This window comes from Caldisericia bacterium (genome assembly GCA_030018355.1).
Taxonomy (GTDB): Bacteria; Caldisericota; Caldisericia; order B22-G15; family B22-G15; genus JAAYUH01.
The window spans coordinates 135,957-149,165 of sequence record JASEFN010000002.1; the positions used below are offsets into that span (position 1 = coordinate 135,957).

Sequence of the window (13,209 nt, forward strand, 5' to 3'; positions counted from 1 at the left end):
GTTTAAAGTCACCTTTTTTTATTTTAACCTATAAGTGCTTTTGATAAAATAGTTATTGTAATTGATGAAACAATTGTTGTTATTCCTACTGCTTTTGCAATAATTTTTTTATTTAAACCTATTTGAGATCCAAAAATGATTGTTGCCATCATTGTTGGCATCATAGATTGAAGTAGTGATACATTTTTGACCATTAAATTTGCCTTAAATAAATTAGAAATATAAAGTGTTATATAGGGTAAAAGGATAAGTTTTAAAAAAATTACAAGGATTAAATAAGATAAATCTTTTTTTGAAATATTAAGGTCAAGATTAACTCCAAGATATAAAAGAACTAAAGGAGTTACAGATTGTTTTAAAATATTAAGCGATTCAAATAAAATATTTGGCAAGATGAAATTTTTTAATAAAAGAGATATAAGAAAAGCAATAACAGGCGGGGTTATAAATGAATTCTTTAAGCCACTTTTTTCACTTTTGGAGATATAGGTTAAAAGAGGAAATATTAAAATAAGAAATGTATAAAAGTGAACTTGATCATAAAAAATTCCATAAGGAAGATTTTTTGATGTAAAAAATAATTCAACAAGTGGATATCCAAGAAATGCAGTATTTCCCATAACTGAAATCAAAATCAAAGTAGCGACCTCTTTTTTATCTTTAAAAAAAACTGAAGATAAAAAAAACGAAATTAAAAATTGAATAATCATTGTGGTTGGAACAATAAAGAAAATTTGATAGAAATCTCTAGTAAAATTTGATGATAGTATAGAATACATAACAAGAGAAGGAAGTGATACATTAAACAATATTTTTCTTAATAATTCTCCATCTCCCTCATTTAAAAATTTTATCTTTTTTAAGAAAAATCCAAGAAAAATTAAAATTAAAAAAGAAATTATTTTTGTGATCAAATTTCTTTATCCTCTTTCTTTTTAATAATATCTATCATAAATTTTGAAATTTCATCAAAGTTTAAATCAGTTAAATTTATTATTTCTACATTCTTATATTTAATTTTCATAAAATTTATCTCATCTTTAATCTTAAGCGCCTCTTCTTTTTTGAGAATAAATTTTGTTGATAAAATATATATTTTATTGTAATTTGAATTTATAGCGTTTTCTATAGAATTAATAAGGTCAGGTTCACAATAGTCTAAAAATGAATAAAAAGTTATAATTTTATAATTTAAAGTGATAAAATTACTTAAATCAATTAATGCATGATAATATTCATCATTTCTAAAATTTCTATCCCAAGTGTTAAGTTTTATTTTAAGTTCTTCAAATCTTTTTCTTTCATCTTCATTTAAATAGAGGCTTGATAGAATTTTAGATTTAAGATTTAAAAATTCATATAAATCTCCTTTGGGAAAATCTGAGGGAATTCCACCTTCTCCAATAATTATAAGACAAGCCTCTTTATTCATTTTTTAAAATTTTTAAATATACTTTTCTTTCTCTTGGTCCATCAAATTCAAGAAAAAAGATCCCTTGCCATGTTCCAAGAATAACTCTTCCATCTTCTATTAAAAGTTGATGAGATATTCCAAATATGGATGATTTTATGTGAGAATCAGCATTTCCTTCAAGATGCTTATAATTTGATGATCGTGGAACAAGTTCTGAGGCTTTATTTAAAATATCTTCAATAACACTTGGATCTGCATTTTCATTTATTGTTAAACCCGCTGTTGTATGAGGTACATAAATAAAAAGAACTCCATCTCTAACTTCACTCTCTTTGACAAATTCTAAAACTTGGTCTGTTATATCTATTGCTTCAACTCTTTTTCTTGATTTAATATACAAAACCTTCGTTTTCATCTTCTATTGTTTTTAAAACCTCTATTGCTTTGTTAACAATCTCTTCTTTAAATTTTATATTTTTAAGAGACTCTAACTCTTTTATAAGTGAAGAAATTGTTTTATTTGTTGCATAATTTCTTCTATTTAAATTTGCTTCAATATAATCTGCAATAGAAACAATTTGTGCTTCAATAGGAATTTTGTCTCCTTTTAAACCAAAAGGGTAACCCATACCATTTGCCCATTCATGATGTAATAATACATAATTTGCTATATCTTTTAATAATTCACTTCTTGAAATTATTTTATATCCAACCTCAGGATGTTTTTTTATTATTTCAAATTCATCTTCTCTTAATTTAGATGGTTTAAATAATATTTCCTCTTTTATTGAAATTTTTCCAATATCATGAAGAAGTGCTGCAATTTCTATGTCTTTTATTTTATCTTCTTCGTTGAAAAATTTTGATGCGATTAATTTAGAATAAAAACTAACTCCTTTAGAGTGTTCAAATAGTTCTTCATCTTTTACTTTTATAGTTTCAAGGAGCATTTTAATTAATTCTTCTTTCAATTGTATATTAGATTGAAATATTACTTTATCAAAACTATTGAGTGTGCTTGTATTTAAATAACTTATATTTAAATCTTCATTCTCTGAATAAGAATCAAGAATTAATTTAACAAAAAACTTTAAAACAAAAAGTTCCTTTTCATTAAAATCTTCAACCCTTGATGCTTCAAAAAATGTATTTTCATCAATTTGAATTTTATATGTAAAAAAATTATTTAATTTTTCTCCAATAGTTATACTACCATTTTTTGTTTTAATGGAGATGTAATCAAGTTCTAAAAATTTTTTTAAAGAATTTTGCCTCTCTCCTTAATATATCAATCATATCAATTAGTATCTACAACTTTTCATATTATAACATAAAATTTTATAAAATGAATTTAGAGGAAATATGAAAGAAAATTTTAATATAGAAGATATAAAACTTACTTATAAATTATTAAATCATAAAGGTCCAACTGAATTAAGGATGCTAAAAGAGACTTTATATCCAATTGTTAAATTTGTTAAAAGTGAAGAAAAGTTTTTAGAACTTTGTCTAAATTTCAATGAAAAAAGAAATATATATGTTGGTATTAGAGATAGAAGGGAAGATATTAGATATCCAGCAAAAAAAGAAGATATTGTTGGACTTAACTTAACAGTTATTGATATTGATCCATTAAGACCAAAAAATTTACCCTCCAACGAAGAGGAACTTAATAGAGCAATTTTTTTATCAGAAAAAATAAAAAATTTCTTTATAAATTTAAATTTCAAACCTCCATTTAGAGCCATGACAGGAAATGGGGTATCTCTCTTTTTTGTTTTACCATATTTTTTTATAAATGATGAAAATAGATATGATGTTGAAGAGTCTCTTCTTTGGTTTGAGAATTTTATAAGAGATAAATTTAAGAAAGAAATAGAAGAACTCAATTTAAAAATTGATAATATGTATGATCTTCCAAGAATAGTTAAAGTTATTGGAACAAAAAGTATTAAAGGTATAGAAAGTGAAGATAGGCCCCATAGAGTATCATATTGGATTGATAAACCTTTTTCAAGAGATGAAGATAGTTCTCTTTTAAATTTTATTTTAAACAGAGGGATAGAAAGGAAAGAGTTATTAAAACCAATTTGGCTTATGCAACCAATACCATATTTTGGTGAAAAATTAAATGGTGAATGGATAGTTGAGCCAAAAATAGATGGATGGAGATTAGAGATAATTAAAGAAAAAGGAAAAGTTTTCTTTTTTGGTAGAAGATTGGAAAAAAATCCTGATTGGAGTAATAAATTAAAGATCTCGAAATCTCTTTTTGATAATATTCCTGATGGAACAATTTTAGATTGTGAACTTTATTCTGATAAAGGGAGAAGATATATTCCATCTCTTTTTTCTGGAACTAATAAAGCGAAGCCTATAATTTATGTTTTTGATATTATCTATTATAAATATGAATTTTTAGGAAATTTTCCTCTTTACAAAAGAAAAGAAATTCTTAATTGTTTAAATTTTGGTGAAGGAGTAGAAATTTTAAAGTATAAAAGACTCACTGATTTAGAAAAAGATTTAAGAGAAAGCATTATATCTGGAAATGAAGGGATTGTAATAAAAGAGATAAATAGTAGGTATATTGTTGGAAAAGATGGGCCAATTGCTACTTTATATTGGAAAAAAATAAAAGGAATAAGGAGGTAAAAAATGGCAGTTGGAAGATTTCAAGTTATGGCAACACTTCAGGCAGCAAGAGCATATGTTTTGGGAAAAGACATAAAAACCGCTAAAAGTTTTGGATTAAATAGAGCAATTTTTTATGCAGCAGCAAAAAAAGGTTTCAAGGGTGCAAAAGAGATAACTCCAACAGAAATTATCCTAAAGAGAAAAAAAGTGAGTGAAGATAAATTAAAAAAGATAAGAGAATCTTTTAAAATTGATTCAATTGGAGATGAGATTGCTTATGCAGTAGAAATTGACGGAAGGGTTTATTACACAATTGGGGGAGAAGTTCAAACTGAAGAAGATTTTGAAAAAGAGATTGAAAGAAGATTTAAGGGTAAGTTTGAAAAAGCATGGCAAGAGGCAATTGAAATTGTTTCATCTTATGACAAAGGGGTTCTTTTATCACAAAGATATTTTTTTGAAGTTGTTTATAAACCACGAAGAGATGAGTTAAGCAAAAAATGGAGTGAAATGATAGAAGAGTAAAATAATAAATTTCTAAATATATAAACTCTTGACAAAAAAATATTCCTTTTTATAATTTTATAATAGATTTAGCACTCTATATATTAAAGTGCTAATAAGGAGGTGAGTATATGAAGTTAAGACCAATTGGTGACAAGATTATTGTTGAGCCTGAAAAAGAAGAAGAAAAAACTAAATCAGGTATTGTTTTACCAGACACTGCAAAAGAAAAACCTCAAAAAGGTAAAGTTATTGCAGTTGGCCCTGGAAAAATTTTAGATAATGGACAAAGAAGCCCTATGGAAGTTAAAGAGGGGGATATTGTTATTTACTCAAAATATGCAGGGACTGAAGTAAAAATTGATGATAAAGAATATTTGATCTTATCTGATAGGGATGTTTTAGCAATTTTAGAGTAGGAGGTGAAATATGGCAGCAAAGCAAATTTTATACAGTGAAGACGCAAGAAAAAAACTTCTTGAAGGTGTTGATGCAGTTGCTAATACAGTAAGAGTAACACTTGGACCAACAGCAAGACATGTTGTGCTTGAAAGAAAATTTGGATCTCCTGTTGTTTCAGACGATGGTGTTTCTATTGCAAAAGAAATTGAACTTAAAGATCCATTTGAGAACTTAGGAGCACAACTTCTTAAAGAAGTTGCTTCGAAAACAAATGATGTAGCAGGTGATGGAACAACTACAGCAACAGTTTTAGCACAAGAAATGATTCATGAAGGACTTAAACTTGTTTCTGCTGGTGCAAATCCAGTTCTTCTTAAAAGAGGAATGGATGACGCTGTTAAAGAGGTTGTTGAATACATAAAGAAAGTCGCAATGAAAGTTGATGAAAAGAAAAGAATTGCAGAAGTTGCGACTGTTTCCTCAAAAGATCCAAAAATTGGAGAGGCAATCGCTAATGCAATGGAAAAAGTTGGAAAAGATGGAGTCATCACAGTTGAAGAGTGGCAAGGTTTAGACATAAAGGTTGAACTTGTTGAGGGTATGCAATTTGATAGAGGTTATATCTCTCCATACTTCATTACAGATCCTGAAAAGATGGAAGTTGAACTTAAAGAGCCATTTATCGTAATAACAGATAAAAAGATTTCAGGAATTCAAGAATTCTTGCCACTACTTGAAAAGATTGTTCAAACTGGGAGACCATTCCTTGTAATTGCTGAAGATGTTGAAGGAGAAGCATTAGCAACATTAGTAGTTAATAAAGTTAGAGGAACATTCCAATGTTGTGCAGTAAAAGCTCCAGGTTTTGGTGACAGAAGAAAAGAGATGTTAATGGATATTGCAATTCTTACAGGTGGTCAAGTAATCTCTCAAGACCTTGGAATCAAATTTGAAAATGTTACTCTTGATATGCTTGGTAGAGCAGACAAAGTTAAAGTTGATAAAGACAATACAACTATAGTTGGTGGAAAAGGTGCAAAGAGAGATATCGAAGCAAGAATCGCACAAATTAAAAAGCAGATTGAAGAAACAAAATCAGATTATGATAGAGAAAAATTACAAGAAAGACTTGCTAAACTTTCTGGTGGTGTTGCAATAATTAAAGTTGGTGCAGCAACAGAAACTGAAATGAAAGAGAGAAAACATAGAGTTGAAGATGCTGTTGCAGCAACAAAAGCAGCAGTTGAAGAGGGAATTGTACCAGGTGGTGGAGTAATTTATATTAATGCTCAAAAAGTTCTCGATAAATTTAAAAATGGTGATACAGATTATATTGCAGGAGTTAACATTGTAAGAAAAGCACTTGAAGCACCATTAAGACAGATTGCAGATAATGCTGGCGAAAAAGGAGTTATGATCGTTGAGAAAATTAAAGAGAGTAAAGACGGAATTGGATTTAATGCTGAGACTCACAAAATTGAAAATCTTCTTGATGCAGGAATAATTGATCCAGCAAAGGTAGCAAGATCTGCACTTCAAAATGCAGAATCTATTGCATCGCTTCTTTTAACAACAGAGGCTTCAGTTACTGAGATACCAGAAAAAGAGAAAGCATCACCTCCTCCAATGCCTGAATATTAATAGAAAGTAAGAAATTTAAGATTTAAGGGCTCTGGAATTTTTATCCAGAGCCCTTTTTTATTTTTTATTATTTTATGTTATAAAATTTTTATGGAAATCTTTCTTATTTTTTTAAATCCAAAAAAATGCTTTGAGGAGGTAAGAGATAAAAATTTACTTTTTAAACTTATTCCATTTTATTTTTTATTATTTATAATTTTAATTTTTTATTTGAATAGTTTTTTAAAAGAGAAAACTCTATTTTTCGGTTCAATTATTCAACTTTTGTTTAATATCATATTTATAATTTTTGTCTCTCTTTTTATAAAGGTTTTTATAAAAATTTTTGGAATAGATAGAAAATTTGCTTTTGCTATTAGTGATACATTGTTAATTTTTATACCTTCTTTTGTTCTTTTCTTTTTTATGGTTTTATTCTCCTATTCATACCTAAATAAATTCATGTATGGACTGATTTATCTTTTTTCTTACAATAATGAGATTCTTTTTAAAAAAGCACTTTTTTTCTTTTACTATCCACCTAGACTTCTTCTCTTTCTTTATACATTTTTAGGTTTAAGATACCTTTATGGTTTATCTTTTAAAAGAAGTTCTTTAATTACATTGTTGATTTATTTTATAATTTTTATAATTTATCTTTTATAATTTATAGAAATGATAAAAATTTTTTATAATGGACGAATTTATGATGAAAATTTTTCTTTAAAAAAGACTCTTGTAGTTTATGATGACAAAATTTTATATTTAGGAGATGAAGATAACTTAAATTATCCATATAAAAAAGAGAAGATAGACCTTAAGGGAGATTTTATTTTCCCAACATTTTTTGATTCACATCTTCATCTTGGACTATTTTCAAAATCTTTATATGAAATAAACCTTTCTAATATAGATAATTTTGATTTAGTTTTAAAAAAACTTAAAGAAAGTAATAAAAAAGAAGATATAATTTTTGGATTTGGATGGGATGATGAGAAGTGGAAAATTAAACCACATAAAAAATTTCTTGATGAAATATTTTTAGATAAATTCGTAATTTTAAAGAGAAGAGATGGACATTCAGTATGGGTAAATTCTAAGGTTTTAAATTATTTGAATATAATGAGCAATACAAAGTTTAAGGGTGGTAAAGTTGAAGTTGATGAGAATGGAGAGCCAAATGGAGTTTTGAGAGATAGAGCAGGTGAGTATGTGCTTGAGAAATTTAAAGATAAAATAGACTATAAAAATTATATTAAAAAAGGAATAGAAAAACTTTACTCATATGGTATTGGTTCTATATGTAATATGGATGGAGATATTATTGAATTTTTAATTAAGAGAAAGTATAGATTAAGAATCTTTAACGCAGTTCCAGTTAACAAATTTGAAGATTTTTCAAAGATAGGTCTTAAAAGTTTCTTTGGAGATGAATTTTTAAAAATTGGCGGAGTAAAAATTTTTATGGATGGGTCTCTTGGTTCAAAAACTTCTTTTATGAAAGATGGTTTCTTAGATGAGCCACAAAACAGGGGATTATCATATTATGATTATAAAGAATTAAAAGAGTTAATAAAAGAAATAAATAGAAAAAATTTCTGTGTATGGGTTCATGCAATTGGAGATTTAGCAAATGAACTTGTTTTAAAATCTTTTTTAGAAGTAGGCAGCAATAAATTCAATAGAATTGAACATGCTCAAATTGTTTCAAAATCTTTTCTTGAAGATCTTAAAAAAGGGACATTCTTTTTATCTGTTCAACCATCCCATATAATTCTTGATATTGATAAAATCGAGAAATTTTTAGGTGATAGAGGTAGATTTGTATATACTTTCAAGACATTTTTAGATTTAAATCAAATTCTATGTTTTGGGACAGATGCTCCAATTGAGGACATAGATCCAATAAGGGGAATAAAAATTTCAATAAAAAGAGTTGTTAATGGAAAAGAATTTTTTAGAGAAGAGGAAATAGATCTTATCTCCTCTTTTAAAGCATATACAATAAATCCTGCAAAAAGTGTTAATGAAGATAAAAAAATTGGAAGTCTTAAAGAGGGGAAGTATGCTGATTTTATTGTTTTTGAAGATGATCCTATGAAACTATCAGCAAAAATAAAAAAAGTTTATATAGGAGGTGAAAAAGTTTATGAAAGAGAGTAAAAATTACTTTTTTATAGTAAATCCCGTAGCTGGTGTTGGGAAGGCTCTTAAAGTTTGGAGTAAAATCAAAAAAGTCCTTGAAAATTTGAAAGTAAATTTTGAATATATGATTACTGAATATCCAGGACATGCAACAGAGATAGCAAAAGAAGCAATTAAAAAAGGTTTTAAATATTTAATCTCCGTCGGTGGCGATGGTACAACAAGAGAGATTGCTCAAGGAATCGAAAATAATGAGAGTGTATTAGGAATAATTCCAGCAGGAAGAGGAAGGGATCTTCCAAGAAGTTTAAACATTCCAAAAAATCCAATTAAGGCTCTTGAATTAATTTTAAATGATGGAAATATCGTAGAGATTGACCACCCAAAGTTAGATAGTACAAGGTTTTTAAATTTTTCTGGAATTGGACTTGATGCAGAAGTTGCTTATGTTGCAAATAAAAAATTCAGAGGACTTGGAATTTTATCATATCTTCTTGGGCTATTTTATGTTATCTATTATTGGAAGATTCCTGAATTTATCTTAAAAATTGATGGAGAGATAAGAAAAGTTAAAGCATATTTAATAACAATTGCAAATGGAAAATATGGAGGAGGAGGAATGCAGATTTCACCATTATCTGATATAAAAGATGGATTTTTAGATGTAATTATTTTCCATAAAATGCCAAAATTAAGATTTTTATATCACTTTCCAAAAGTTTATACTGGTGGTGGACATATAAAGATAAGTGGTGTTGAATGTTTAAAATGTAAAAAAATTGAAGTTCATGGAGAAAGTTTTGTAAAAACTCAAGCAGATGGAGATCTATTTGGAGGTTTACCTAAGATTTTTGAGATTGATAATAAAAAAATAAAAGTTTTAACAGGACTTAATGTTAAATAAAAATGAGTGTGAAATAAAAATTTACGATGATAAAATAGAGTTAATATCAAAAATAGAAGGGTTTGTAATAATTGATTTTAATCTATTTAAATCACAAATAGATGACAAAATAAAAATAAAATTTTTTAAAGAAAATTTTGTTAAAGAGGGAGAAAAATTTTTTGAAATAGAAATAAATAAAGATAGTTCTTTATTAAAATTGAAAGTTATAAATTTAATTTTAAATAGTGATTTTATAAATTTAAGTAAAATAAAAGAGTCAATTTGTTCAATAATTTTAATAAAAGAAGAAATTGATATAGATGAAACAGATTCTACATACCTTTTGAATTTGTTTAAAAAATATAAAATTTATGTAGATGAAATTAATATAACTATTCCAGAAGAAGATGAAATTTTATCATCAATAAACGATTTAATTGTTAAAAGTGATTTTATTTTAATTCTATTTGAAGAAAAACTTAAAGAAAGGGTAAAAAAATATTTAAAAGATTTTGGATCAATAGTTAAAATTTTAGAATTTTTTGTTTTAAAAAAACAAAATAAAAAAATAATTGTTACTTCAGTTGAGAAAATAGAAGATTTTTTGGATAATATTTTAAAGGAGGTATATTTATAATGAAAATTTTTGGCATAGTTATATCTGCAGGAGAAGGAAGAAGAATGGAAGGGAGGATAAAACAACTTCTTCCTTGGAAAAATTCAACAATTCTTGGAACAATTATTGAAACTCTTAAAGATAGTGAATTAGATAAAATTTATATAATATTAGGATATGAAAAAGAAATAATATATAACTCCATAAAAGATCTTTTAACTGATAAATTTGAAGTCATAATCAATGAAAATTATAAAAAGGGGATGGTGACATCAATTCAAGAGGCACTTAAAAAAGCACATACTGGTTTTGATGGATTTATCGTTTTTTTAGGTGATCAACCATTTTTAAATAAAGAAACAGTAAATACTTTAATAAATGAGGCCAAGAAAGGTGAATATCCAATCATTGTTTCATGTTATAAAGGAGAAAGAGGTCATCCAACTTATATTTCTATGAAATTTAAAGAGAAAATTTTACTACTTGATCCTGAAAAAGAGGGTTTAAGAGATATAATTTATGATGCGAGAAATAAAAATCTTGTTCTTGATTTAGAAACAGGTGACCCTGATACTATAAAAGATATAGATACATATGAGATGTATTTAAAGGAGAAGGAGGAACACAATGCATGACTTTGAAATTTTTAAAAAAGGAAAAGAACTTTTAGAGGCTGGCGAAATTTTTTCAATTGTTACAATTGTTGAAGCACAAGGTTCTTCTCCAGGAAAACCAGGTTTTAAGATGCTTGTTACAAAAAATGGAGAAACAATTGGAACAGTTGGTGGTGGAACTCTTGAATATTTTTTAACAAAAGAAGCAATAAAAGCAATCGAAGAAGAAAAACCAAGAGTTATAACAAGAGAACTTAAAGAAATTGGAATGAAGTGTGGTGGAGGAGTAACTGCATTTATCGATATTATTGGTGTTAAAGATAGGGTCTATATTTTTGGTGCTGGACATGTTGGTTACTCTTTATATAAATTTTTAACTAATCTTCCTTTTCAAATCATTGTAATTGATGATAGAGAAGAATTTGCTAAAGAGGAAAGATTTCCAAATGCAAAAGTATTTAAGGAAGATATGATTGAATTTGCAAGAAAAATGGAGATAAGAGAAAGAGATTTTGTAGTTGTTGTATCAAGAGCTCATACAATTGATTTTGGGGTTATAAAAGAGATTTTAAAAAAAGAAAAGGAGCCATTTTATTTAGGGTTAATTGCAAGTAAAAATAAAGCAAAAGAGTTTAAAGAACAATTAAAAGAAGAGGGATACCCTCAAGAAAAAATAGACAAAATTCATTCACCAATTGGAGTAGAAATCAACGCTATAACCCCTGATGAAATAGCAATAAGTATTATTGCTGAGATAATAAAGGTTAAGAATTCTTAAAAATAAATTTCGAAATATAATTAGGAGATTTAGAGATTATATAATATCTGATGATTGGTTTAAAAATTTTTATAAGATATTTTCTATAACTTAATGCTTTTTTTAAATCATTTATATAATCATTTAAATTTCTTTTTTGATAATTCAATAGTTTTTCACTCTCTTCAGTATCAAGAAAATCTACAGCAAAATACTCTTTACAAAAAAGAGTTTCTTCAAACATACCAATTCCAATTGCATCAAGTATCTTTGATACGAAATCTTTATAAAGATATTGACAACTTTTTCCACCACCAATATTAAATGTTTTGTACCATAAATCATCTCTTTCAATTGCATTTGCAATTGCAACTGCTATATCTTTAGGATGAACATATTCGATTCTATTATCAAGTGGTATTTCAAAAAGGTCTCTAATAAAATTAACAATTTTAAGATCTAAAGTTATTGAAGCTCCTAATCTCATAATTATATATTTTAAATTTGATTCTTTTAACATTTTTTCACATAATAATTTATGATAAGAATAAAGATCATTTGGATTTAATTCATCATCCACTTTTCTTGGAGGTGGAAGGTGTTGAGTTATTCCATAAACATGTACTGATGAAGTAAATATAATTTTATCCGTAGATTTAACCTCTTTCATACACTCTATCAAATTTTTAGTTCCGTAAATATTTATTTTTTCTGCCAATTTTGGCTGTTTATTAATATCAAAATTAGTAGAAGAAATTTTTGGAATTATAAATGCAAGATGTACTACTACATTTATATCTTTTAAAGCATTAATAACATCTGATCTATTTGTGATATCTCCCCAATAGATTTCTATCCCCTTTAACCGTTTTGATAATTTTAAATTTTTCTTTGTTTTTAAATCTAAAATTCTAACACTTAACTTTCTATTGATTAATTCTTCAACCACATACTTACCAATATTACCAAATCCACCCGTTACAAGAACTTTCATAAAGTTTGCCTCCCTAAAATTGAATTAAAAATAAAGTCAAATAATTCTTTATATAAATTCACTTTGTTATATTTAAAGAGAGATTTTCTTAAAATCATTCCAATTGATAACAAAACAATTAAAGAAGAGAAAAATTTTGTATTAATCTCTCTTTTTATACTACCTTCTATTTTACCTTTTTCAATAAGATTTTCTAAATAATTTTCGAACTTATTAAATTGGTTTGAAAGAATTTTCATAATTTCTTCATTTTTTTCTGCTTTTTTTATAAATTCAAGAAATATTGTAAAGTTGTTCTCAGATATGACAAAAATTTCTTCAAGAATTTTTGTCATATCAATCATTGCTTGAGTGACATTTTTTGAATTTTTTTCAATTTCTCTCATCCTTTTATCCAATTTTTCTAAAAAATCATTTAAAATTTCAAGGAATAAGAACTCTTTAGTAGGGAAATGATGAAAAAATGCTCCTTTGCTAACTCTTGCTTTTTCACATATTTCTTGTACACTTGTGTTCTCATAACCATTTTCATTAAATAGAAAAGTTGCAGCCTCTATAATTTTTCTTTTAGTAATCTCTCCTTTTGTTTTTTTGTTTATCATTTCTATCTCCTTCAACAT

Annotated in this window: 16 protein-coding genes; 10 read left to right on the forward strand and 6 right to left on the reverse strand. The window is 26.5% G+C overall.

Going from position 1 to position 13,209, the window contains the following annotated elements:
* Positions 1–23: 23 nt before the first annotated feature.
* Genes QMD25_02180 through QMD25_02195 form a run of 4 tightly spaced genes read right to left on the reverse strand, consistent with a single transcriptional unit; the run spans position 24 to position 2,385 of the window.
* Positions 24–914 (reverse strand): AEC family transporter, encoded by an 891-nt coding sequence (locus QMD25_02180; protein ID MDI6860809.1) that lies wholly within the window; start codon positions 912–914, stop codon positions 24–26.
* Positions 911–1,432, reverse strand: coding sequence for a hypothetical protein (locus QMD25_02185; GenBank protein MDI6860810.1), 522 nt, complete (start codon positions 1,430–1,432; stop codon positions 911–913). The genes QMD25_02180 and QMD25_02185 overlap by 4 nt, the downstream gene beginning before the upstream one ends.
* Complete coding sequence (locus tag QMD25_02190; protein MDI6860811.1) at positions 1,425–1,829, reverse strand: secondary thiamine-phosphate synthase enzyme YjbQ; 405 nt, start codon at positions 1,827–1,829, stop codon at positions 1,425–1,427. The genes QMD25_02185 and QMD25_02190 overlap by 8 nt, the downstream gene beginning before the upstream one ends.
* Positions 1,804–2,385: an HD domain-containing protein gene (locus tag QMD25_02195; GenBank protein ID MDI6860812.1), complete on the reverse strand. Its 582-nt coding sequence runs from the start codon at positions 2,383–2,385 to the stop codon at positions 1,804–1,806. The genes QMD25_02190 and QMD25_02195 overlap by 26 nt, the downstream gene beginning before the upstream one ends.
* A 391-nt stretch (positions 2,386–2,776) precedes the next feature.
* Here QMD25_02195 and QMD25_02200 point away from each other — a divergent pair, with 391 nt between their 5' ends.
* The 10 genes from QMD25_02200 (at position 2,777) to QMD25_02245 (ending at position 11,616) form a co-directional block, all read left to right on the forward strand.
* Positions 2,777–4,069, forward strand: a complete 1,293-nt coding sequence (locus QMD25_02200; GenBank protein ID MDI6860813.1) for a hypothetical protein — start codon at positions 2,777–2,779, stop codon at positions 4,067–4,069.
* Between the two features lie 3 nt (positions 4,070–4,072).
* Positions 4,073–4,576, forward strand: a complete 504-nt coding sequence (locus QMD25_02205) for a hypothetical protein (GenBank protein MDI6860814.1) — start codon at positions 4,073–4,075, stop codon at positions 4,574–4,576.
* Positions 4,577–4,686: 110 nt separating this feature from the next.
* Positions 4,687–4,974 (forward strand): co-chaperone GroES, encoded by a 288-nt coding sequence (groES, locus tag QMD25_02210; protein MDI6860815.1) that lies wholly within the window; start codon positions 4,687–4,689, stop codon positions 4,972–4,974.
* A gap of 10 nt (positions 4,975–4,984) precedes the next feature.
* Entirely contained in the window at positions 4,985–6,598 is a 1,614-nt protein-coding gene (gene groL / locus QMD25_02215) for a chaperonin GroEL (protein ID MDI6860816.1), read from the forward strand.
* A 90-nt stretch (positions 6,599–6,688) separates the two neighbouring features.
* A complete protein-coding gene (locus tag QMD25_02220) occupies positions 6,689–7,243 on the forward strand; it encodes a hypothetical protein (GenBank protein ID MDI6860817.1) in 555 nt (184 codons plus the stop codon).
* A 9-nt stretch (positions 7,244–7,252) separates the two neighbouring features.
* Positions 7,253–8,740: an amidohydrolase gene (locus tag QMD25_02225; protein MDI6860818.1), complete on the forward strand. Its 1,488-nt coding sequence runs from the start codon at positions 7,253–7,255 to the stop codon at positions 8,738–8,740.
* Entirely contained in the window at positions 8,727–9,626 is a 900-nt protein-coding gene (locus QMD25_02230; protein MDI6860819.1) for a diacylglycerol kinase family lipid kinase, read from the forward strand. Before QMD25_02225 ends, QMD25_02230 begins: the two co-directional genes overlap by 14 nt.
* Positions 9,616–10,245, forward strand: coding sequence for a hypothetical protein (locus tag QMD25_02235; GenBank protein MDI6860820.1), 630 nt, complete (start codon positions 9,616–9,618; stop codon positions 10,243–10,245). Before QMD25_02230 ends, QMD25_02235 begins: the two co-directional genes overlap by 11 nt.
* Positions 10,245–10,859 (forward strand): nucleotidyltransferase family protein, encoded by a 615-nt coding sequence (locus tag QMD25_02240; GenBank protein ID MDI6860821.1) that lies wholly within the window; start codon positions 10,245–10,247, stop codon positions 10,857–10,859. The genes QMD25_02235 and QMD25_02240 overlap by 1 nt, the downstream gene beginning before the upstream one ends.
* Positions 10,852–11,616 carry an XdhC/CoxI family protein gene (locus QMD25_02245; GenBank protein MDI6860822.1) on the forward strand — a complete coding sequence of 255 codons (765 nt, stop codon included), beginning with the start codon at positions 10,852–10,854 and terminating at the stop codon, positions 11,614–11,616. Before QMD25_02240 ends, QMD25_02245 begins: the two co-directional genes overlap by 8 nt.
* Here QMD25_02245 and QMD25_02250 read toward each other — a convergent pair.
* Positions 11,603–12,589, reverse strand: a complete 987-nt coding sequence (locus QMD25_02250) for an NAD(P)-dependent oxidoreductase (GenBank protein ID MDI6860823.1) — start codon at positions 12,587–12,589, stop codon at positions 11,603–11,605. The two genes, QMD25_02245 and QMD25_02250, sit on opposite strands and share 14 nt — an antisense overlap.
* Positions 12,586–13,191, reverse strand: a complete 606-nt coding sequence (locus tag QMD25_02255) for a TetR/AcrR family transcriptional regulator (protein MDI6860824.1) — start codon at positions 13,189–13,191, stop codon at positions 12,586–12,588. The genes QMD25_02250 and QMD25_02255 overlap by 4 nt, the downstream gene beginning before the upstream one ends.
* Between the last annotated feature and the right edge of the window lie 18 nt (positions 13,192–13,209).